Below are 21,569 nucleotides of genomic sequence, written 5' to 3'. Positions count from 1 at the left end.
ACATGCAAGCCAAATACCGGAACGGGCTGCGCGCGGCGGTGGTCATCGCCGCCGCGGCCTGGATCGCCAAACCGTATCTGTCCGACGGCGGCAAAGACGCCGACGCACCGAAACCGAAAGCGGCGGTGGCCGCGGTCGACCTCGGCCGTACGCTGGGCGGCATCCGTTTCCAGCCCTGCACCCTGGCGCGCGGCACCGACGCGCTGATGGCGTTCTGCGGCGAGCTGCAGGTGCCGGAAGACCACAGCAAACCGGACGGTCGGAAGCTGAAGCTGGCCATCGCCTGGCTGCCGGCCACGCGCGACGCCGAAGACGACCCGATCTTCATGCTGGCCGGCGGCCCCGGCCAGGGCGCGCGCGAAAGCTTCCCGGGCATCGCCGGCGCTTTCGCCGAGGCGCGCAAATCGCGCCACATCATCCTGCTCGACCAGCGCGGCACCGGCGATTCCCATCCGCTCAAATGCGTGGACGCCGACGGCCGAAGCGCGGTGGTGGAAGACGAGGACTACAGCGCGGCCTCGGCCGCCGCCTTCGCCGAACGCTGCGCGGCGCAGTACGCGGGCAAAGTGGACGTGCGCCAGTTCAGCAGCAGCGACGCCATCCAGGACCTGGATCTCGCGCGCAAGGCGATCGGCGCCGCGCAGATCAACCTGATCGGCATCTCCTACGGCACGCGCATGGCGCAGCTGTACGCCAAGCGCTATCCGGCCAGCACGCGCACGGTGGTGCTCGACGGCGTGGCGCCGCTGGAGACCGTGCTCGGCCAGGATCACGCCAAGAACCTGGAGGCCTCGCTCGACCTGCAGTTCACCCGTTGCAGCGCCGACGCGGCCTGCCGTGCCAAAATGGGCGACCCGCGCGCGCAGCTGGACAAACTGATGGCGACCCTGGCCAAAGGCCCGGTGCCGGTGCGTTACCGCGACGCGCTGACCGGCGAATGGCGCGACGGCCAGTTCAGCGCCGGCCATGTGGCGATGCTGACGCGCATGCTGGCCTATGCGCCGCAGGCGGCGGGCGTGCTGCCGCTGCTGTTCAGCGAAGGCAACCAAGGCCACGTCGATGCGCTGATGGGTTTAAGCGAAATGCTCACCCGCGACATCTCCGACCAGATCATGCACGGCATGCAGCTGTCGGTGATGTGCTCCGAGGACGCGCCGGACCTGAAAGTGGATCCGGAAGACCGCACGCGCCTGCTCGGCACCGGATTGGTGGAGCTGATGCAGGCGCAGTGCGCGGTGTGGCCGCACAAGCCGCGCCCGGCCGACTACCGCGCGCCGCTGACCGGCAAGCTGCCGGTGCTGGTGCTCTCGGGCGAATTCGACCCGGTCACGCCGCCGCGCTACGGCGACCTGGTGATGAAGCACCTGGGCAACGCCCGCCACATCGTGGCCAAGGGCACCGGCCACAACGTGCTGCCGGTGGGCTGCATGCCGAAGCTGTACGCCCGCTTCCTGGAAAGCGCCGATCCGAAAGCGCTCGACGCCGCCTGCATGGACAGGCTCACCTACGCATCGCCGTTCACCGGCTATTACGGCTGGGAACCCTGAGGAAACCGACATGATCGACGTCACCGATTTGCATAAACGCTTCACCACCAAGACCGGAACGGTGCATGCCGTCCAAGGCGTGGGCTTCCACGCCCGCGACGGGGAGATCACCGGCCTGCTCGGCCCGAACGGCGCCGGCAAGACCACCACCCTGCGCATGCTGTATACCCTGATGTCGCCGGACGCCGGCCGCATCGCGGTCGACGGCTTCTCGCCCGACACCCACGCCGGCGACGTGCGCGCGCGCCTGGGCGTGCTGCCGGACGCCCGCGGCGTGTACAAACGCCTGACCGCGCGCGAGAACATCCGCTACTTCGGCCGCCTGCACGGCATGACCGAGGCCGCCATCGACCAGGGCATCGCCCGCCTGGCCGCGTCGCTGGGCATGGAGGACATCCTCGACCGCCAGTGCGAAGGCTTCTCGCAGGGCCAACGCACCAAGACCGCGATCGCGCGCGCGCTGATCCATGATCCGAAAAACGTGATCCTGGACGAACCGACCAACGGCCTGGACGTGATGACCACGCGCGCCCTGCGCGAGTTCCTCAAGCAGCTGAAGGCCGAAGGACGGTGCGTCATCTTCTCCAGCCACATCATGCAGGAGGTCGCCGCGCTGTGCGACCGCATCGTGGTGATCGCGCATGGCAAGGTCATGGCCGACGGCACGGCCGACGAACTGCGCGCGCAGACCGGGGAGGCCAACCTGGAAGAGGCCTTCGTCAAGATCATCGGCAGCGAGGAGGGTTTCCACGCATGAACGCACTCATCACCGTGATGCGCAAGGAACTGCTCGACCTGTTCCGCGACCGCAAGACCATCGCCATCTCGTTGGCATTCACCCTGCTGGCGCCGCTGCTGATCCTGGGCATGGCCAAGCTGGCCAACAACCGCATGTCGACCCAATTGGAGAAGCCGCTGGAGCTGCCGGTGATCGGCGCCGAACGCGCGCCGAACCTGATCAACTGGCTATCCGGCCGCAATGTGCTGATCAAGCCGGCGCCGGCCAACCCGGAGGGCGAGATCGCGGCGCAGAACGTCGAGGTCATCCTGTCGATTCCCGCCGACTACGCCGAAAAATGGCGGGCCGGCGAACCGGCGCCGGTGGAGGTCATCAGCGACAGCTCGCGCGACGACGCCCGCATCCCGACCGAACGCCTGAACGCATTGCTGGACAACTACAGCCGCAGCGCCGGCGCCCTGCGTCTGCTGGCGCGCGGCGTCAGTCCGTCGGCGGGGCAGGCGGTGTTGGTGGAACGCAAGGACTTGGCCACGCCGGAAAGCCGCATCGGCCAGGCCTTGGCGTTCCTGCCCTATCTGCTGATCCTGTCCGGCTTCCTGGGCGGCGCCTATCTGGTGATCGACGCCACCGCCGGCGAGCGCGAACGGCAATCCTTGGAGCCGCTGCTGGCCACGCCGGCCGCACGCGGCGCGATCATGAGCGGCAAGATCGCGGCGGCCTGCGTGTTCGGCATGTTCAGCCTGGTGCTGACGCTGCTGGCATTCAAGGGCAGCTTCGTCGTGGCCGGCGCCATGGGCCTGAAGCTGGGCATGGGCTGGGCCGCGGTCGGCCAGATCCTGGTGGTGCTGCTGCCGATCGTGCTGATCGGCACCTGCCTGCTGACCCTGATCGCCGCCGGCGCCAAGAGCGTGAAGGAGGCGCAGAGCTACATGAGCGCGCTGATGATGCTGCCGATCATCCCGACCGTGGTGCTGATGGTCAATCCGATCAAGAACCAGCTCTGGCAGTTCGCGGTGCCGTTCCTGTCGCAGAACCAGCTGATCCTGAAGATCGTGCGTTCGGAAAGCGTCTCGTCCGCCGAATGGGCGGTGTATCTGGCCGCGGGCTTCGGCCTCGGCGCCGTGCTGTGGTGGTTGGCGGCCCGCCGTTACCACGACGAGAAGCTGGCGGTCTCGGGCTGAGGCTCAGCGGATGCGGCTACACTAACGACGACGGCATCATGGACGCAGGCGCAATGACGGAAAAACCGGTGATCCACCTGATCAACCCGATGGAGAACGCGGTCGGCGGCAGCGAGTGGCGGACCATCGAGCTGTACCGCCTGCTGGCGCCGCATGCCGATGTGCGCATCTGGTCCGAAAGCACGCCGGATCCGGAGCTGTGCCGTTATGTACCGGTGCAGCGCATCGATCCGGCGGCGGGATCGCTGCCGCAAGGCGGCACCCTGCTGTTCATCGGCTGCTACCGGGTTCCGGGCGACTGGCTCCGGGCATCGCATGCCCGGCGCACCGTGCTGCTGTACAACACGCCGACGCCCAGGCGCCTGACCGCCACCGCCATCGCGCTGTCGGCGCTCGGCGCGCGCATCGAGATGGTATATGCCGCGGCCTGGATGCGCGACGCCGTGGGCGTGCCCGGTTTCGTGCATGCCTCGCCGATCGACCTCACGCGCTTCCGGCCGATATCCGAACGGGCGCCCGGCGCGTTCCGCATCGGCCGCCTGTCGCGCGATACCGCCGACAAGCACCACGCGCCGGACATCGCGCTGTACCGCCATCTGGCGCAACGCGGCTGCCATGTCCGCATCATGGGCGGCATGGTGCTGGCGCCGCAACTCGCCGAAACGCCGGGGATCGAACTGATGCCCGCCGGCCATGAGCCGCCGGAGGCCTTCCTGCGCCATCTGGACTGTTTCTATTTCCGCAGCAGCGACGCGCGCGTCGAGCCGTCCGGGCGCGTGGTGATGGAAGCCATGGCCTGCGGCATCCCGGTGGTGGCGCACCGGCGCGGTGGCTACGCCGAGTGGATCGAGCACGGCACCGACGGTCTGCTGTTCGACACCCGCGAACAGGCGGCGGCGATGCTGTTGGCGCTGAAGGACGATCCGGATCTGCGCGCCGCGCTGGGCCAGGCCGCACGCCGGAAAATGGAAACCACCTACAGCGCGGAGGAGATGCGCGCGCTGGTGGCGTTCTACACGGCGGCCGAAGCCGTGCCGCCGCCGGCCGACTGAACCGGCGGGAACCTACGAACCGCAGACGCGGTTGCGGCCGCCGTTCTTGGCCAGATACAGGTTGGTGTCGGCCTTCGACACCAGCTTTTCGTGATGGCTGATGTCCCCGCGTTCGGCCAGGCCGATGCTGACCGTCAAGGTCAGGCCCGGCGCGAAGCCGGAACAGTCGATGGCCTCGACCGCCGCGCGCAGGCGCTCGCAGATCGCCAATGCCGACGCGGCGTCGCGGTCCGGCAGGATCAGCGCGAACTCCTCGCCGCCCCAACGGCCGCACAGGTCGCTGCCGCGCCAGCGGCCCTGGAACACCGAACCGAGTTCGCGCCGGATGGTCTCGGCGACGCGGCACAGGGCCTGGTCGCCGGCGTCATGCGACCAGGTGTCGTTGACGCGCTTGAAGTGGTCGATGTCGAGCAGCGCGAAACAGAGCGGCTGATGCGCGGCGATGGCGGCGGCCAGCCGGTTCTGCAGCTTCTCGTCCAGGCTGCGGCGGTTCGACAGGCCGGTCAGCGCGTCGGTGCGGGCCTGCTGCGCGAATGCCGCCGATTGCCGGCTGATCTGCTGGTTCAGCTGCTCCAGCTCGATGTTCTTCTCGTGCAGCGCGCGCGTGCGCTCGTCCACCGTGGCGCTGAGCTCGGCCTCGCGCCGGCGCAGCTGGCTCAGCCGGAAGCGGAACAGCACGAACACCACCAGCAGCGCCAGCGCCGCGACCGACGGATAGAACCAGGCCCGCTGGTGGAGCTTGGGCAGGATTTCGAAGGCGAGCCCTTCGCCGCCCTCGCTCCAGTCGCCGCCGTGCACCGAGGCGCTGACGCGGAACACGTAACGGCCGGGCGGCAGGTTGGTGAACTGGACGTTGCGCAGGCGGTCGCGGTAGATCCACTCGTCCTCGAAGCCGTCCAGGCGGTAACGGTACTGGATCTGGTCCGACGAGCGGAACAGCAGGCTGGCGAAGAACAGCTCGACCTTGCGCGAACCGGCAGGCAGGCGGATCGGCGAGGCCAGCGGTACATTGCGGTCGTCGACCATCAGGGTTTCGATCAAGGCCGGCGGCGGGGTGATCTGGTGCCGTGAAAGCTCGTTCGGCTGCACCACGGCCACGCCGTCGGCGGTGGCGACCCAGATGCTGCCGTCGTCGTCGCGCAGCGCGGCCGGCCCGGAGGTGCCGTTGCATTGGGCGCTGCCCATGCCGTCGGCCTCGGAGAAACGCACCGTCTGCAGACGCGGCGCGCGGCCGTCGGCGACCGCCTCCATCTCGGCGCGGGCGGCGTAGATCACGCCGCGGTTGGAGGTCAGCCAGAAGTTGCCGGAGCGGTCGGTGATGATTTCGAAAATGGAGGACACCGGCAAGCCGTGGCGGGCATTGACCGCGGCCAGCCGCCCGTCGCGCAGGCGCAATACGCCGCGGTCGGTGGTGATCCACAGGGTGCCGTCGTCGTCTTCGTGGAAGGCGTACACGTCGGCGGCATCGTCGAAGCGGGAAATCGGCAGGCTGTTGACGACGCCGTTTTCGATATAGACCAGGCCGGCCGTGGTGCCGACCCAGATACGGCCGTCGCGGGCCTCGTGCAGCGCCATCACGTACTCGACCGGCAGTCCCTTGTCCTCGCCGATGCGCGCGACCTCGGCGCCGCGCTTGCGGAACAGCCCGCGCGAGGTGCCGACCCAGAGATTGCCCGCGCGGTCTTCGAGGATGGCGCGCACCTGGGAACCGAACAGCGGGCTGTCCTCGGCCATGCGTTCGCGCACCTTGCCGTCCTTCCAGTTCAACAGGCCGGTGGAATACATACCGATCCACATGCTGCCGTCGCTGGCGTTGGCCAAGCTCAGGACCGCCTCGCTCTCCACGCTCAAGTCGCCGTTGACCGGACTGACGCGGCCGCCTTCGAAACGGCTCAGGCCGCGCGCGGTGCCGATCATGATGCTGCCGTCCGGCCGTTTCAGCAGGGTCCGCACGTAGTTGTCGCGCAGGCCGCGGTTGCGGTCGATGGAGGTGAACGGCAGATCGGCGAAGCGGATCAGGCCGTTGCTGGTGCCGGCCCACAGGCTGCCTTCGCGGTCCATGAACAGCGAACGCACGTTGTTGTTGGGCATTCCGTTGTCGGTATCGAGCACTTCGAGACCGGCCGGACCGTAGCGGCGCAGGCCCTTGTTGACGGTACCGAACCAGACGCCGGTGGCGCCGTCGGGCTGCAGGCTGACCACGGCATCGCCGGGCGCGGCCAGATTGCGCACCGCGCCGTCGCGGATCAGGAACAGGCCGCGCTGGGCGCCCAGATACAATCCGCCGCCGGGCGCGTCGGCCACGGCATACACGGCGCCGGTGGGCGTGGCGCCGCCGTCGAACAGGCGCGCGCGGCCGTTCTCGAGCCGGATCAGACCGCTACCGGTGGCCGCCCAGATGACGTTCTGGCGATCGGCTTTCACCATGTAGACGCGTCCTTCGGGCACGCCTTGTTCGGCGCCCCAGCGCACGGCATTGCCGTCCGGCGCGATGTACGTCAGGCCGTCGCGCTCGTAGGCCACCCACAGGCCGCCCTTGCCGTCTTCGAAGGCATCGGAAATGTCCTCCTGCGCGAGACCCTGGGTATGGCCGTAGTGCAGCCAGCGGCCTTGGCGGTGGACGGCGACGCCGCCGCGCGAAGTGGACACCACCAAACTGCCGCGCGGGCTGACGGTCACCCGGCGGATGCCGTTATCCTTCAACGCCGGGGTGTTGGATGGGCCGAAGATGCGGAAGTCCTGGCCGTTGTAGCGCACCAGGCCTTCCCAGGTGGCGAACCACAGGTAGCCGTCCGGCGTCTGCGCGATGGCGTTGACCTGGTTGTGCGGCAGGCCGTTGCGGGTGCTCCAGGTGGCACGGGAATATTCGGAAATGGGTTCCCGCGCCGCGCCGCACGACATGCCGCTGCCGAACGCCATCAGCGCCAACAAGACCCAAGCTAAACGCAGCATCCGCAATCACTCCGGAACGGCTTTCCCCAGCGCATAGTGTAACGGCATATCGCGGCCTGGAGCGCCTGCGATAGAATGCCGATGACCCCGAATCGCCGACCCGCCGACAGAATCCGCCGCGCATGGACACCGAAAACCGCATCGCCATCTCCCCCCGTCCGCCCGTCGACGACACCTTGGCCGCCCGCATCGGCCGTGAGCTGTTCGGCGCGGAAGGGCCGGTGCGCGAGCTGGGCAGCTCGCAGGACCGCAATTTCCGCATCGATACCGCCGCCGGGCCGCGGGTGCTGAAAGTCGCCAACCGCAGCTGGGGCCGCGACACGCTGGAGGCCCAGCATGCCGCCATGCGCCATTTGACGCGCAAGGATCCCGGGCTGAAGGCGCCGGTACCGTTCGCCGACGCCGCCGGCGTGGAAATCCGCGAATACCCGGTCGGCGACGACCGCTTGCTGGTGCGCCTGCTGTCGTATGTGGAAGGCCGGCCGCTGACCGGCGTCGGCTACCTGGCGCCGGAGGTCATCGCCGACCTGGGCGAGGTATCCGGCCGTACCTGCGCGGCCTTGGCCGATTTCGACCATCCCGGACTGGAGCGCGTGGTGCAATGGGATCTACGCCACGCCGAGGAGGTGATCGCGCGCCTGCACCCCGATATCCGCAGCGCGGACCGGCGCGACACGGTGCTGGCGGCGGCCGCCGCCGCCGAACGCGCGCTGGCGCCGCTCAAGCCGCTGCTGCCGATGCAGGCCATCCACGGCGACATCACCGACGACAACGTGGTGGGCCCGCGTGACCAAGCCGGCCGCATCCGGCCCGACGGCATCATCGACCTCGGCGACCTGACCCGCACCTGGCGCATCGGCGAACTCGCCATCACCTGCTCCTCGGTGCTGCATCACCGGCCGGAGGCGCCGCTGGCAATCCTGCATGCGGTGCGCGCGTTCGACCGGCATGTGCCGCTGACCGATGCCGAGATCGCGGCGTTCTGGCCGCTGATGGTGTTGCGCGGCGGCGCGTTGGTGGTCAGCGGCGAACATCAGGCCAAGCTCGATCCGGACAATCCCTCGGTGCTGGAGCCGATCGAAAACGAATGGCGCCTGTTCGAAGTCGCGGCCTCGGTGCCGTTCGCCGTGGCCGACGCCGCATTGCGCGCGGCGCTCGGCCGTGAGCCCACGCCGGAACAGCAGGCCATGCGCGCCGTGCTGGCCGGCTGCACGCCGCTGTTCCCCGGCATCACCCACTTCGACGCGGTGGACCTGTCCAGTACCAGCGAGGCCTTGCACGCCGGGCAATGGCTGCAACCCCAGAGCGATGCCCGCATCCTGGCCAAAGCGGCCGTGCGTTCCGGCGCAGCCGCCACCCGTTACGGCGAATTCCGCTTCACGCGCACGCCGGCGCTGTCGGCCGAGGCGCCGCAGACCTGCGCGCTCGGCATCGATTTCCGCGTGCCGGCCGAAAGTGATGCCGTGGCGCCGCTGGATTGCCGGGTGGTGGCGGCGGATGCCGCCGGGTTGACACTGGACAGCGCCGCCGGCCGCATCCGGGTGGACGGACTGCAGCACGACCTTGCCGTCGGTACGCCCTTGGCGCGCGGCCAGCATCTGGGCCGCAGCGACGGCCGCGGCTTGCGGGTGCAGGTTTGCCTGAGCGATGCCTTGGCCGCGCCGCGCTTCAGCGATGGCGTGCATGCGCCGGCTTGGCAGCGCCTCTGCCCGGATCCCTCGCCGTTGCTGGGTTGCGCGCTGGCGGCGCCGGACGCCGATGCCGACGGCCTGCTGGCGCGGCGCAAGGGTACGTTCGCCGACGTGCAAGTGCACTATTACCACCAGCCGATGCGCATGGAGCGCGGCTGGAAGCAGTATCTGGTCGACAGCGACGCGCGCTCTTATCTGGACATGGTCAACAACGTCGCCGCCATCGGCCACGGCCATCCGCGTCTGGCGGAAGCGGTGCACCGGCAGCTGCTGACGCTCAACACCAACTCGCGCTTCCATTACGCCGCCATCGCCGAACTCAGCGAGCGCCTGGTGGAACTGGCGCCGCCCGGGTTGGACACGGTGCTGTTGGTGAATTCGGGCTCGGAGGCGGTCGATCTGGCCTTGCGCATGGCGCAGACCGTCACCGGCCGGATGGACGTGATGGCCGTGCGCGAGGCATACCACGGCTGGACCCTGCTGTCGGACGCGGTCACCACCTCGGTGGCCGACAATCCCAACGCCTTGGCCACGCGCCCGGATTGGGTGCATCTGGCCTCGGCACCGAACGCCTACCGCGGCCGTTTCCGCGGCGCGGAGGCGGCCAGCGGCTACGCCAGCGAATTCCGCGCCTTGGTCGACGACCTGGCCGCGCGCGGCCGGCCGCCGGCGGCCTTCATCGCCGAACCGGTATTCGGCAACGCCGGCGGCGTGCTACTGCCGGACGGTTACCTGGCCGCGGCCTACGCCGCGGTGCGCGCGCACGGCGGCCTGTGCATCGCCGATGAAGTGCAGGTCGGCTACGGCCGGCTCGGCCATCGCTGGTGGGCGCATGAAGGCCAGGGCGTGGTGCCGGACATGATCACCATCGCCAAGGCCATGGGCAACGGCTATCCGCTCGGCGCGGTGATCACCACCCGCGCCATCGCCGAGGCGTTCAAGAAGCAAGGCAGCCTGTTCTCCTCGGCCGGCGGCAGTCCGGCCTCGTGCGTGGCCGGTTTGGCGGTGCTGGACGCGATCCGCGACGAAGGCCTGCAGGCCAACGCCGCGCGCGTCGGCGACTTCCTGCTGGCGCGCTTCGCCGAATTGAAGGCGCGCTTCCCGCTGATCGGCGCGGTGCACGGCATGGGCCTGTACCAGGGCGTGGAGCTGGTGCGCGACCGCGACAGCCTGGAACCGGCCAGCGCCGAATGCTTCGCCATCTGCGAACGCCTGCGCGAGCTCGGCGTGGTGGTGCAGCCCACCGGCGAGCGCAACAACGTGCTGAAGATCAAGCCGCCTATGTGCCTGACGCAGGACGACGCGGAATTCTTCGTGGCGCAGCTGGAACGCGTGCTGGAAGAGGGCTGGTGAGCCGCTGAAGCCCGCGCCTAGGCCGGGTCGACCCGGATCTCGACGTCACCGACGCGGACCACTTGCCCGGCGCGGATCTTGGCGGTCTTGCGCAGTTCCTGCACGCCGTCCACCGAGACCTCGCCGCTGGCCACGATCTGCTTGCCGATGCCGCCGCTGCCGCAGAGCCCGACCAGCTTCAGCAGCTGGTTGAGCTCCACGTAGTCGCCGTCGAGGCCGAAGCGGACGCGCTCCATCAATTGAACGCGAAGGTGCGGCGGATGGTGGTGTTCTCGCCGTTGCCGCGGTATTTCCAGCGGCGCACGGTGCTGGTCACGGTCTTGTCGAACACGTTGCGCGGCGAGGCGCTGATGATGCGCACGCCGGTGACGTCGCCGGCGCCGTTGATGCTGATTTCGGCGACCACCTCGCCGGTCACGCCCGAGGCCAGCGCTTCGCGCGGATACGGCGGCTGCGGCGTGCTGATCGGCGTGACCGCGGCGCGGGTGGCGGCCGGCGGCGGTGCCGAAGCGGCCGTTGCCGGCGCCTGGGTCTGCGGCGCAGGCGGCTGTACCGACGGCGCAGGCGTCTGCGCGACCGGTGCCGGGGCGGAAACCGGCGCGGCAGCCACCGGCGCGGCGGTTTCGCGCGCACGGCGTGCGGCCTCTTCCCGGGCTTTGGCGTCGGCCAGCGCTTTGGCTTCCTGCGCGGTCTTGGCCTCTTCCGCGGCCGAGGCCTCGGCGACGGCTTGGGCTTGGCGGGCCTTCATCTTTTCCAGATCGTCCTTGACCCGCGACAGGGCCGGCGCGTTCGGGTCGGCCATGCGGATCAGGCTTTCCAGGCGCAGGGCTTCGCGGTCGTCGAAATTGGCGATGGCCTGGTCCATGCCGATCACGGCATACGGCAGGATGTCGACCAAGGCGGTCTCCACCGAATCATCGGGGGCTTTCAGCTTCTGGCGCAGGGCCAGATAGTATTCCAAGGCGTTGTTGCCCGACGGCTTGTACCACCGCTGCTCCATCACCGCCTGTCGGGCGCCGTCGCGCAGGTCCTTTTCCGGGAACTGCACCAGACGGTCGATCGAGGTCTGCGCCTTCTGCTTCTGGGTCTTGACCACGCCGGCGGCGCCGCCGGTCTGTTCGCCGGATTTCTCCGAGCAGGCCGTCAAGGCCAAAGACAGGGCCGCACACAGGCCCAGAGCGCCGATCCGGCGTGAAATGCGGTTGTTCCGATTCGTTTTCATTGTGTGTTATTTTCCCCCGAGAGACCTCATAGAACATGCAATTTTCAGCGTATTGTCAAGCTGTTTAACGGATTTTTACGCCCTGCCCCGATATGATGTTAAAAAATCCTTAATATACGGATAGTGCCGCGGATGCCGTGGCTGACGCAGTCGCCGAACGGGACCACCACACATGAGCAACCGCAACATCCTGACTCTGGCCCTGCAGGCCACCCTGCTCGCCACGGCCCACGGCGCCGCCTCGGCGCAGGAGCCGGTGAAGACGCTCGACAGCATCCAGGTCACCGGCACCCGCATCAAACGCGTGGACGCCGAAACCGCCAGTCCGGTGCAGCAGATCGGCCGCGAGGCGATCGAACGCAGCGGCGCGTTGACCATCGGCGACTTCCTGCAGGACATTCCGGCCGTCGCCGGCGCCGCCATCAACCCGGCGGTGAACAACGGCGGCGGCAACGGCGCGGCCACCGTGTCGCTGCGCGGCTTGGGCGAAGACCGGACCCTGTTGCTGGTCAACGGCCGCCGCATGGTCAGCCGCGACATCAACGCCATCCCGATGGCGATGGTGGCCAGCGTCGAGGTGTTGAAAGACGGCGCATCGGCGATCTACGGTTCCGATGCCGTCGGCGGCGTGGTCAACTTCATCCTGAAATCCAATTATGACGGCGCCCAAGCCCGCCTGGACTGGGGCGTTTCCTCGCGCGGCGACGGCGAACGGCAAGGCGCCAGCGCGGTGTGGGGCGTTTCCGGCGAACGCGGCAACCTGATCGTCAGCGCCAACTACGCGAATCAATCGGAAGTGCGCGCGGCCGACCGCGGCTACTCGTACTACGCGCTGTCGCTGGGTTCGGAATTCTCCACGGACGTGGTGCGTCTGGGCTCGAGCACCGGCGTCACCGGCCGCTACAACCTGGTGCCGACCGACGCCGACGGCGATCCGCTGGATCCGGCCGCCAGCGCGGCCTTGACCGGTTACTACGGCTGCGACAACGTGACCCGCATTCCCGGCCGGACCGGCAGCGGCGCCGACGATTTCCGCTGCTTCGACCTGGCGCGCGATTCCTACAACTACCAAGCGGCCGGCAACCTGCAGCTGACGCCGCAGGAACGCACCGGCGTGTTCGTCACCGGCAATCTGGATCTCGGCGGCGGCGTCACCGCCTACATCGACGCGTTCGGCAACCATACCCGCTCGGCCGCGCAGATCGCGCCGCTGCCGTTCGACGGCCGATCCGACGGCGTCACGCTCTCGCGCGACAGCCAATACAATCCCTTCGGCGTCGACATCCAGGACCTGCGCCTGCGCCTGGAGCGGCTCGGCAACCGCCGCTTCGAATACGCCACCGACGTCAGCCAGATCAACGCCGGTTTCAGCGGCAGTCTTGGCGGGAGCGGCTGGTCGTGGGACGCCGCCTTCAGCTACGGCCGCATCACGCAGGACAACCGCAACCTCGGCTATCTCGATTTCGACGCGCTGGCCGCGGCACTGGGTCCGTCGCGTAACGGCATCTGCTACACCGACGGCGGCTTCGGCACGTCGATTCCCGGCTGCGTGCCGGTCGATTTCATCGGCGCGTTCGATCCGCAATCCGCCGCCGGCCAGACGCAATCGGCGGCGCTGCAGGCCATGAGCCTGGACGTGCGCCACCGGCAACGCGAGACCTTGAAAGGCTTCCAGGCCAACGTCAGCGGCGACCTGGCGGAAATCGCCAACGGCAGCGTGCTGGCGGCGTTCGGCGTCGAGTACCGACACGAAGCGCTGCGCTTCGACCCGTTCGCGGCGGCGGTGGTCGATCCGGCCGCCGGCTACACCTGCGGCGTGTCCTCGGACCTGTGCACCGCGCCGACCCGCGGCAGCTATACCGTCACCGAAGCCTATGCCGAGACGCTGGCGCCGGTGACCGCCGAGGTCAACCTGATCTTCGGCGTGCGCTGGTCGGATTACTCGACCTTCGGCGATACGCTGAACGGCAAGCTCGGCGTCGAATGGCGGCCGTCCGGCCACTGGTTGCTGCGCGGTACCTACGCGCAGGTGTTCCGCGCGCCGGGCATCCGCGACCTGTTCGGCGGCGACACCGCCTCGGCCGACACCTTCAACGACCCGTGCAACGGCATCCAACAGGCCGGCGGCGGCGTTTCGGTCAACCCGGCCTGCGCCAACATCGTGGCCGACGGCAGCTACAGCCAGTCCGACACCCAGCTCAACGCCATCAAAGGCGGCACCGCCGGACTGGATCCGGAGCAGGGCACGGTCACCACCGTGGGCTTCCTGTACGAACCGGGCGGGTTGCCGGGCGCTTCGGCCAGCGTCGATTTCTGGCGCATGCGGCTGGACGACGCCATCGGCAGCTACGGCAGCCAGAACATCCTCAACGACTGCTTCGACAGCAGCGCGGCCGATCCCTCGCCGCTGTGCGCGCTGTTCAGCCGGCGTCCGGACGGCTCGATCGAACGCCTGTTCGACCGGCGCGCCAACAAAGGCAGCATCGACACCGCCGGCGTCGATTTCGGCCTGGCGTTCCAGCGCGAGAGTGAAAACGGCCTGGGCGAAATCCGTGCCGGATTCGACGCGACCTACATCGACCGCCACGACGTGACCGTGATCTACCAGGGCGAGGTGCTGCGCAAAATGCGCAACGCCGGCAGCTTCCTGTCGGTCGAGAACGGCGGCGAAGGCAACTTCAGCCGTTGGCGCGCCGCCGGCGAACTGGGCTGGCGCCGCGGCGCCTGGGATCTGTCCTGGAACCTGCGCCACGTCGGCGCGTTCCGCGTCGGCAGCCTCGATCCGCAAGGCCCCTGCGCCAACCGCGGCCTACCGCCGGGCAGCGCCGGCTGCCAGTTCCGGGTCGGCGCGGTCAGCACCCACAACCTGCAGGCCGCCTACCGCTTCGCGGACGCCGCCACGCTGCGCATCGGCGTCGACAACGCCGGCGACAAGCAGCCGCCGCTGCTGTACCAGAACAATACGGTCAACGGCAACACCGACGAACGTACCTTCGACACCGTCGGCCGCTATTACTGGACCAGCCTGAGCGTCGATTTCTGAGCCGCGCGATGCCGGCGCGCGCCTGCCCTTGCGATACCGGCAAGGCCTACGCCGCCTGCTGCGGCCGCTGGCACGCCGGCGACGCCGCGCCGGACGCGTTGGCGCTGATGCGTTCGCGCTACAGCGCCTACGTGTTGGGCGATGAAGACTATCTGCTGGCCAGCTGGCATCCCGACACGCGGCCGGCGCCCGGCACTCTGGAATTGAACGACGGCACGCGCTGGCTGCAGCTGAAGATCCTCGGTCACGGCGAAGAAACGCCGGAACGGGCCTGGGTGGAATTCAGCGCCGCGTTCAAACAGGGCGGCGCCTCGGCGCAACGCCTGCACGAACACAGCCTGTTCCTGAAACAGAACGGCCGCTGGTTTTACCACAGCGGCCGTTTCAGCTGATCGCGGGCCGGCTCAGTTGCCGAGCCAGGCCTTGCGCAGGGCGTTCTGGCGCGCGCCGGCCGTGGCCGAGACCGCCAGTTTGTTGGCGGCACCGGCTTGGCTGACGGCCGCGAGCGTCACCGACTGCCGGCGGTCGCGACGGTAGAGCTCGATCTGCAACGGCGCGGCGCCGAACGTCTGCGCGCGGGTCTCGAAGCTCTTGGCGGTGACGCGGAAGCCGTTGACCGACACCAGCACGTCGCCGGCGGTGATGCCGGCATTCCAGGCCGGGCTGTCCTTCTCGACGCCGGCGACCACGGCGAATTCGGCATCGCTGCCGGGCGCCAAGCTGAGGCCGGTCCAGTAATACGGCTTGCCGTCATCGGGTTTCTTGTCGGCCTGCCATTCCAGGCCGGCGTCCTTCAGCAGGGCCAGCACCGGCAATTCTTCGGTGCCGACCACATAGCGCTGCCAGAAATCCTGCCAGCTGCGGCCGGAGACCATGCGCAGCGCGGCCAGCACGTCGGCTTCCGAGAAACCGCCTTGGTCGACACGGTGCTGCCGCCACAGGATGCGGTGCACGTCCTGAAGGCCGCGCTTGCCGCCGCTTTCCTTGCGCAAGGTCAGGTCCATCACCAGGCCCAGCATCTCGCCTTTCGGATAGATGCTGACCGAGGCGTTCTGGTGGCGGTCGCCGCTCGGCTGGATCCACTCGTCGAAGCTGGATTCGTTGGCGCTCTGCGCGAAGCGTCCCGGCGTATGCAGATACTGCTGCAGGGTAGCGGAGACGTCCCCGAGGTATTCCTTCTCGTTCTGCACGCCGGCGCGCAGCGCGATCAGGTTTTCGAAATAACTGGTATGGCCTTCGGAAATCCATAGCAGGTTGCTGTGGTTCTCGTTCTGGTAGTCGTATGGCACCATTTCCTTGGGCCGGTAGGCTTTCACGTTCCAGGTATGGAAGAACTCGTGGGCGGCGGTGCGCGCGAACTTCAGGTATTCGCTGCGCGGCGCGAAGTTCCAGCGCGCGCCCTGGATTACGGTCGAGTTCATGTGCTCGGTGGCGCCGCGCACCCCGTCGGTGGCATGCACGATGTATAGATAGCGTTTGTAGGGCGTGCTGCCGAACAGGGCGTTGGTGGTCTTGCTGATCGCGGCCAGGTCCTTGAGCATGGCTTGGCCGTCGTGGTTGCCCTCGCCCCAGATCGCCAACTCGATGGGCATGCCGTCGACGGTGGTCCGGTAGAAGCTGTGCACGCCGGTCTCGATCGGCGAATCGGTCAGCACGTCCCAGTCGGCGGCTTTGAAGCAGTGGTCGCAGTCGCCTTTGTCCATGCCCGAGCGCGAGACCCAACCGGCCGGCACGTCGAGCTTGACGGTGGCGGGCAGGGCGCGGAATTCCGGGCTGTACACGAACACCGCGCTGGCGTTCAGGTAGGCGTGCGAATCGTCGATGTGGCGCGTGCGCAGGCCGAGCTCGTTGGCGTACAGCTCGTACGACACGGTATACGGCACGCCGGCCGGTAGCTGCAATTGCCAAGTGGCCTTGTCGGTCTTGCGCAGCGGCACCGGTTTGCCGTCGGCGGTGGCGGCCTTGACCGCGCGCAGGCCGTTGGCCAGCGGCAGGATCTCGTAGCGGCCGGTACGCCAGTTCGGCAACTGCACCACCGGATCGGCCTTGGCGCTGCCCGGAAAACGGGCACTGACCTCGGCGGTATGCTGGGCGGCGTTGCTGATGCGCAATTGGTACTGGACGGAATCCTGCGCGAGGGCGGCGCCGGACAGGATGAAGCACGCGAAAGCGGCGGATGCGGTTTTATTCATGGGATGCGGGAAATTATTGACGGATGAGGCGGATGTTGCCGGGCATGCCCATGCCTTCGGTGCAACGGTAGGGATTGATGTCGAGCCCGCCGCGGCGGGTGAAGCGGCCGTACACCGAGAGCTGCAAGGGCCGACAACGGGCGAGGATGTCCATGAACACACGCTCGATGCAGTTTTCGTGGAAGCCGTTGTGCGTTCGGTAGGACACTAGATAGCGCAGCAGGCCCTCACGGTCGATGCGCCGGCCCAGGTAGCGGACCTGGATGCTGGCCCAATCGGGCTGGTTGGTGACCGGACAATTGGAGCGGAACACGTGGCTGACCAAGGCTTCGCTGATCTGGTGATCGCCGGTGACGCCCAGGTAGGACGGGTTCGGCGGGCCGTAATCGGCGATTTCCAGCGGCAGGTCGTCGATCACCTCGCCGTTCAGGATATCGATCGGGAAGGCGTGGCCGGCGGTGGCCGGCATCAGCGTCACGGTCACGTCGCCGCCGCAGGCCTCGGACAGGTCGCGCACCATGGTCTGGCGCAGGCGTTCGCTGTCGCCGATGCGGGTCTGATTGAAGCTGTTGAGGTACAGCTTGAAGCTTTTCGATTCGACGATGTTGGCCGAATCGGCCGGCACCACGATTTCGGCCAGAGCCACGCGCGGCCGGCCGTTGGCGTCGAGCCAACTCAACTCGTAGGCGTTCCAGATGTCCTGGCCGCGGAACGGCGCCGGCGCCGGGATGCCGGCGGCCTCGCGGGCTTCGCGGCGCGCAATCGGGTGCAGCAGCCGCGGATCGTAGCGGGTCGGATACGTGGTGGCCTGGCCAAGCACGCCGTGGTCGCTCATCACTCGGCCTTGTTGAGATAATCCACGGCGACCTGCAGCAGGGTACGGGTGCCGAGCGGAAGCGCGGATTCATCCAGGAAGAACTGCGGCGAGTGGTTGCTCGGCGCGGTGTTCGGATCCTGGCCTTTCGGCGTGGCGCCGACGAAGTAGAAGAAGCCCGGCACTTCGTTGGCGTAATAGGCGAAGTCCTCGGCGCCGGTGGTCAGCGTCATTTCCACCACGTTGTCGGCGCCGGCGGCCTTGCGCAGGCTGGGCAGCACCTGAGCGGTCAGCGCCGGATTGTTGACGGTGACCGGGTTGCCGACCTTGTCGGGGATCTGGCTGATGGCGGTGGCGCCGTGCGCGGCCGCCACGTGCTGCGCCACGTTCTCCAGGTCCTTGAAGGCCTGGTCACGCATGTCGTTGTCGAAGCTGCGGATGGTGCCGATCAGCTCGACCGAATCCGGGATGATGTTGTAGCGGATGCCGCCCTTGATGGCGCCGAAGCTGAGCACGATCGGTTGCTTGGTCAGGTTCTGCCGGCGCGAAACCACGGTCTGCGCGCTGGTCACCACCTCGGCCGCGGCCACGATCGGGTCGATGCCGCCCCAGGGCCGCGAGCCGTGGGTCTGGCGGCCCTTGATCACGATGTTGAAACGATCGGAGGCCGCCATCAGCGGACCGGAACGGTAACCGACCTGGCCGGCGTTGAGCGTGGAGAACACGTGCAGGCCGAACACCGCCTCCGGCTTGAAGGTCTTGAAGATGCCTTCGGCCAGCATCTGCGAGGCGCCGCCGGTCTCGCCGTCCGGCGGGCCTTCCTCGGCCGGCTGGAACACGAACAGCACGTCGCCGGACAATTCGGCGCGGTGCTTGGCCATCGCCTCGGCCACGCCCATCAGGATGGCGGTGTGCGAATCGTGGCCGCAGGCGTGCATCACGCCGACCTTCTCGCCGCGGAACTCGGATACCTGCTTGGACTGGAACGGCAAGCCGGAGTTTTCGGTCACCGGCAGCGCGTCCATGTCGGCGCGCAGCGCGATGCGCGGGCCCGGCTTGCCGCCTTTCAGCACGGCGGTGACGCCGGTGTGCGCGACGCCGGTGGTGACTTCCAGGCCGAGCGAACGCAGATGCGCGGCGACGATCTTGGAAGTACGGAACTCGCGGTTGCCGAGTTCGGGGAACTGGTGGAAATCGCGCCGCCACTGCAGCACTTTGGCGTCGACCGGCTTGGCCCAGGCATCGACGTCGACGGGAGCCGCGGACGCGGCGCAAGGAAGGACCAAAGCCAGCAACGCGCCGGCGGTTTTCGCGTTCATGGGGAGCTCCCGAAAGGACTCCTGCCATCCTATCACAGGGTTTGCGCGAAGTTACGGGCGGTGCGGCAGGGTCAGGTATTCCGTGGACTGCATCTCAATTAGCCGCGATACGGTACGCTCGAATTCGCGCTGCAGGCGGTTACCGCGGTACAGCGACAGCGGATCGGCCGCGGCGCTGAGCAACAGGTTCACATGCCGGTCGTACAGCTCGTCCACCAGGTGCACGAAGCGGCGCGCCGGATCTTCGCTGGCGGCGTCGAAACGGGGTACGCCGGACAGCAGCACGGTGTGGAAATCGCGCGCGATCTCGATGTAATCGGCGGCCGAACGCGGACCCTCGCACAGCGCGGCGAAATCGAACCAGGCCACGCCGGCGCCCAGCGCGCGGGCCGGGATGTCGCGGCCGTTGATTTCGATCTCCGCCGCCGCCGGCGCTTGGCTGCTCAGGCTTCGGAACTGGCCGGCCAGCACGGCCTCGGTGGCGTCGGAAGCCGGCGTCAGATAGGTGGCGGCGTGCTGCAGCGCGCGCAGGCGGTAATCGTTGCCGCTGAGCAGTTCGGCCACGGTGCAGGCGCGCTTGATCAGGTCGATGCAGGGCAGGAAGCTCTGGCGCTGCAGGCCGTTCAAATACAGCTCGTCCGGCGGCACGTTGGAGGTGGTGACGAAGCCGACGCCGGCCTGCAGCAGGCGGTCGAGCAGCCGGTACAGGATCATCGCGTCGCCGATGTCGGACACGAAGAATTCGTCCAACACCAGCAGACGGCATTGGCCGGCGATGCGCTTGGCCAGCACCGCCAGGGTATCGGCGGTATCGGGCATGCCGGCCAGCTCGCGGTGCACATGGTTCATGAAGCGGTGGAAGTGCCAACGCTGATGCGGCACGTCGGGCAGGCCTTCCAGGAACAGTTCGGTGAGCAGGGTCTTGCCGCGGCCGACCCGTCCCCACAGATACAGGCCTTTCACCGCCTTCGGCGGGCGCAGGCGCAGGCCGAACAGGCCGGCGCGGGTTTCCCGGCGCAGGGCGTCGGCGATATCGTCCAGAACGGCCAAGACTTCGCGCTGGGCCGGATCGTCCTGGATCAGGCCGTCGGCCACGCGTCGCCGGTAACGTTGGCTGGCGCTGACGCTCATCGCAGCGGGTGTTCCCGAAGGAAGGTCTTGACCCGCTCGCGCAGCGGCACCAGCTTGCCGTGGAAGAAGTGGCCGGTATCGGGCATGGCCTCGATTTCCGGCGCGGGCTGTTGGCGATGAAGCCAATCGAGCACGCCGACCGCGGGCACGATCTCGTCGGCCTCGCCTTGCACCGCCAGCCACTGGCAGGCCGGATGGCGCACGTCGGCGAAATCGCGGAAGCCGACCGGCGGCGCGATCGACACCATCAGCGCCGGGGCCGCCTGCTCGGCGGCCTTGAGCGCGATCCAGGAGCCGAACGAGAAGCCGGCCAGTGCCAGCGGCGTCTGCCGCCGATGTTGGCGGATCCACTGCAGTACCGCTAGGCAATCGGCCAGTTCGCCACGGCCGTGGTCGTAAGCGCCGTCGGAGGCGCCGACGCCGCGGAAGTTGAAGCGCAGGGCGATGAAGCCGGAATCGGTGAAGGCCTTGGCCAGGGTGCTGACCACTTTGTTGGTCATCGTGCCGCCGTCCGGCGGATGCGGATGGCAGATCAATGCGATCGGCGGATCGACTCCGGCATCGCCCGACGGCCATTCCAGCAGGGCCTGCAGCCGGCCGGCGGGGCCGGGCAAACGCAGTTCGGCGGTGTGGTCGGGAAACGGGATCATCGGCATCGGTCCAGTATAGGTGAAACGAAAACGCCGCCCGGAGGCGGCGTCGGCGTCCATGGCGGACGGCTTACTTCAGGTTGGCGACCATCCAATCGACCGTGGCGATGACCTGTTCGTCGGACAGCGACGGGTTGCCGCCGCGCGCCGGCATCATGCCGGCATTGCCCTGGAAGCCCTCGATGGCGTGCTTGTGCAGGGTATCGGCGCCCTGCGCGATACGCGCGCCCCATTCGGCCTTGACCATCTTCGGCGCGCCGCCGGCGCCCGAGGTATGGCAGCCGGTGCACAGCTGGTTGTAGATTTCGGCGCCGTCCAGGGTGCCGCCGTAGGCGACCTGGCCCTTGGCGGCTTCAGCGGCGGCGGCCGCGGCGGCGGCCGCGGCGGCGGCGCCGGTGTCACCGGCATACACATCGCCGACGCGGGCGATGCGCGCCTCAGTGGCGGCGACTTGGGCCGGATTGACTTCGACCGGACGGGTGCTGTTGATGTACAGGCCGGCCAAGATCAGGAGGACGGTCAACACCACCAGGCCGACGATGACCTGGGCGAAGTTCTTCATGAACACGAGATCGTGATTGCGCACAAAACACCTGTCTGGGCCGCGGCCCGAATCGGGAGGAAAGCACCCATTATATCGGGGCTTTCGGCCCGAAGAAAGACAATCTTGCGCCGGCGGCCGG

At 68.2% G+C, this 21,569-nt stretch carries 16 protein-coding genes; 7 read left to right on the top strand and 9 right to left on the bottom strand.

The window, feature by feature from the left end:
• The first annotated feature begins 2 nt into the window (after window positions 1-2).
• The 4 genes from IEV56_RS07990 to IEV56_RS07975 are packed head-to-tail and all read left to right on the top strand — an operon-like array spanning window position 3 to window position 4,519.
• Window positions 3-1,547, top strand: coding sequence for an alpha/beta hydrolase (locus IEV56_RS07990; RefSeq protein ID WP_188449642.1), 1,545 nt, complete (start codon window positions 3-5; stop codon window positions 1,545-1,547).
• Window positions 1,548-1,557: 10 nt separating this feature from the next.
• Complete coding sequence (locus tag IEV56_RS07985; protein ID WP_188449640.1) at window positions 1,558-2,304, top strand: ABC transporter ATP-binding protein; 747 nt, start codon at window positions 1,558-1,560, stop codon at window positions 2,302-2,304.
• Window positions 2,301-3,467: an ABC transporter permease gene (locus tag IEV56_RS07980; protein ID WP_188449638.1), complete on the top strand. Its 1,167-nt coding sequence runs from the start codon at window positions 2,301-2,303 to the stop codon at window positions 3,465-3,467. Before IEV56_RS07985 ends, IEV56_RS07980 begins: the two co-directional genes overlap by 4 nt.
• Window positions 3,468-3,505: 38 nt before the next feature.
• Complete coding sequence (locus tag IEV56_RS07975) at window positions 3,506-4,519, top strand: glycosyltransferase family 4 protein (RefSeq protein ID WP_188449636.1); 1,014 nt, start codon at window positions 3,506-3,508, stop codon at window positions 4,517-4,519.
• 12 nt (window positions 4,520-4,531) lie between these two features.
• On the opposite strand, the gene IEV56_RS07970 is transcribed toward IEV56_RS07975, so the two are convergent.
• Complete coding sequence (locus tag IEV56_RS07970) at window positions 4,532-7,471, bottom strand: ligand-binding sensor domain-containing diguanylate cyclase (RefSeq protein ID WP_188449634.1); 2,940 nt, start codon at window positions 7,469-7,471, stop codon at window positions 4,532-4,534.
• Window positions 7,472-7,593: 122 nt separating this feature from the next.
• Between IEV56_RS07970 and IEV56_RS07965 the strand changes: the two genes are divergently transcribed.
• Window positions 7,594-10,515, top strand: a complete 2,922-nt coding sequence (locus IEV56_RS07965; protein ID WP_188449632.1) for an aminotransferase — start codon at window positions 7,594-7,596, stop codon at window positions 10,513-10,515.
• Window positions 10,516-10,532: 17 nt separating this feature from the next.
• Here IEV56_RS07965 and IEV56_RS07960 read toward each other — a convergent pair whose 3' ends face one another.
• Entirely contained in the window at window positions 10,533-10,751 is a 219-nt protein-coding gene (locus IEV56_RS07960) for an RNA-binding S4 domain-containing protein (RefSeq protein ID WP_188449630.1), read from the bottom strand.
• Window positions 10,751-11,737: an energy transducer TonB gene (locus IEV56_RS07955; protein ID WP_188449628.1), complete on the bottom strand. Its 987-nt coding sequence runs from the start codon at window positions 11,735-11,737 to the stop codon at window positions 10,751-10,753. Before IEV56_RS07955 ends, IEV56_RS07960 begins: the two co-directional genes overlap by 1 nt.
• Before the next feature lie 172 nt (window positions 11,738-11,909).
• Here IEV56_RS07955 and IEV56_RS07950 point away from each other — a divergent pair, with 172 nt between their 5' ends.
• Together IEV56_RS07950 and IEV56_RS07945 are read left to right on the top strand one after the other, a co-directional pair.
• Window positions 11,910-14,780: a TonB-dependent receptor plug domain-containing protein gene (locus tag IEV56_RS07950; RefSeq protein WP_188449626.1), complete on the top strand. Its 2,871-nt coding sequence runs from the start codon at window positions 11,910-11,912 to the stop codon at window positions 14,778-14,780.
• A gap of 8 nt (window positions 14,781-14,788) precedes the next feature.
• Window positions 14,789-15,172: a YchJ family protein gene (locus IEV56_RS07945; RefSeq protein WP_188449623.1), complete on the top strand. Its 384-nt coding sequence runs from the start codon at window positions 14,789-14,791 to the stop codon at window positions 15,170-15,172.
• Window positions 15,173-15,184: 12 nt separating this feature from the next.
• Here the strand turns inward: IEV56_RS07945 and IEV56_RS07940 are convergent, their stop codons facing one another.
• The 6 genes from IEV56_RS07940 to IEV56_RS07915 form a co-directional block, all read right to left on the bottom strand.
• The gene (locus IEV56_RS07940; RefSeq protein ID WP_188449621.1) at window positions 15,185-16,972 is read right to left on the bottom strand and encodes a M61 family metallopeptidase; all 1,788 of its coding nucleotides are present in this window, start codon (window positions 16,970-16,972) and stop codon (window positions 15,185-15,187) included.
• A 13-nt stretch (window positions 16,973-16,985) separates the two neighbouring features.
• Window positions 16,986-17,807, bottom strand: a complete 822-nt coding sequence (gene queF, locus IEV56_RS07935) for an NADPH-dependent 7-cyano-7-deazaguanine reductase QueF (RefSeq protein WP_229730220.1) — start codon at window positions 17,805-17,807, stop codon at window positions 16,986-16,988.
• Window positions 17,807-19,105 carry an amidohydrolase gene (locus IEV56_RS07930; protein WP_188449617.1) on the bottom strand — a complete coding sequence of 433 codons (1,299 nt, stop codon included), beginning with the start codon at window positions 19,103-19,105 and terminating at the stop codon, window positions 17,807-17,809. The genes queF and IEV56_RS07930 overlap by 1 nt, the downstream gene beginning before the upstream one ends.
• 51 nt (window positions 19,106-19,156) lie before the next feature.
• Window positions 19,157-20,236 (bottom strand): cell division protein ZapE, encoded by a 1,080-nt coding sequence (gene zapE / locus IEV56_RS07925; protein ID WP_188449615.1) that lies wholly within the window; start codon window positions 20,234-20,236, stop codon window positions 19,157-19,159.
• Window positions 20,233-20,886: an alpha/beta hydrolase gene (locus IEV56_RS07920; RefSeq protein WP_188449613.1), complete on the bottom strand. Its 654-nt coding sequence runs from the start codon at window positions 20,884-20,886 to the stop codon at window positions 20,233-20,235. The genes zapE and IEV56_RS07920 overlap by 4 nt, the downstream gene beginning before the upstream one ends.
• 70 nt (window positions 20,887-20,956) lie before the next feature.
• A complete protein-coding gene (locus IEV56_RS07915) occupies window positions 20,957-21,472 on the bottom strand; it encodes a c-type cytochrome (RefSeq protein ID WP_188449611.1) in 516 nt (171 codons plus the stop codon).
• Window positions 21,473-21,569 lie beyond the last annotated feature (97 nt).

Origin of the sequence: Arenimonas maotaiensis (genome assembly GCF_014638745.1) — a bacterium.
GTDB lineage: Bacteria > Pseudomonadota > Gammaproteobacteria > Xanthomonadales > Xanthomonadaceae > Arenimonas > Arenimonas maotaiensis.
The sequence above is the reverse complement of the archived record's forward strand: the minus strand, read 5'-3'. Positions and strand labels throughout refer to the sequence as shown.

Excerpts from the sequence above, each read along its gene's own strand:
- IEV56_RS07940 (WP_188449621.1), bottom strand. The coding sequence starts at position 16,972 with ATGAATAAAACCGCATCCGCCGCTTTCGCGTGCTTCATCCTGTCCGGC.
- IEV56_RS07960 (WP_188449630.1), bottom strand. The coding sequence starts at position 10,751 with ATGGAGCGCGTCCGCTTCGGCCTCGACGGCGACTACGTGGAGCTCAAC.
- zapE (WP_188449615.1), bottom strand. The coding sequence starts at position 20,236 with ATGAGCGTCAGCGCCAGCCAACGTTACCGGCGACGCGTGGCCGACGGC.
- queF (WP_229730220.1), bottom strand. The coding sequence starts at position 17,807 with ATGAGCGACCACGGCGTGCTTGGCCAGGCCACCACGTATCCGACCCGC.
- IEV56_RS07965 (WP_188449632.1), top strand. The coding sequence starts at position 7,594 with ATGGACACCGAAAACCGCATCGCCATCTCCCCCCGTCCGCCCGTCGAC.
- IEV56_RS07945 (WP_188449623.1), top strand. The coding sequence starts at position 14,789 with ATGCCGGCGCGCGCCTGCCCTTGCGATACCGGCAAGGCCTACGCCGCC.
- IEV56_RS07930 (WP_188449617.1), bottom strand. The coding sequence starts at position 19,105 with ATGAACGCGAAAACCGCCGGCGCGTTGCTGGCTTTGGTCCTTCCTTGC.
- IEV56_RS07990 (WP_188449642.1), top strand. The coding sequence starts at position 3 with ATGCAAGCCAAATACCGGAACGGGCTGCGCGCGGCGGTGGTCATCGCC.
- IEV56_RS07985 (WP_188449640.1), top strand. The coding sequence starts at position 1,558 with ATGATCGACGTCACCGATTTGCATAAACGCTTCACCACCAAGACCGGA.
- IEV56_RS07955 (WP_188449628.1), bottom strand. The coding sequence starts at position 11,737 with ATGAAAACGAATCGGAACAACCGCATTTCACGCCGGATCGGCGCTCTG.
- IEV56_RS07980 (WP_188449638.1), top strand. The coding sequence starts at position 2,301 with ATGAACGCACTCATCACCGTGATGCGCAAGGAACTGCTCGACCTGTTC.
- IEV56_RS07920 (WP_188449613.1), bottom strand. The coding sequence starts at position 20,886 with ATGATCCCGTTTCCCGACCACACCGCCGAACTGCGTTTGCCCGGCCCC.
- IEV56_RS07975 (WP_188449636.1), top strand. The coding sequence starts at position 3,506 with ATGGACGCAGGCGCAATGACGGAAAAACCGGTGATCCACCTGATCAAC.
- IEV56_RS07970 (WP_188449634.1), bottom strand. The coding sequence starts at position 7,471 with ATGCTGCGTTTAGCTTGGGTCTTGTTGGCGCTGATGGCGTTCGGCAGC.
- IEV56_RS07950 (WP_188449626.1), top strand. The coding sequence starts at position 11,910 with ATGAGCAACCGCAACATCCTGACTCTGGCCCTGCAGGCCACCCTGCTC.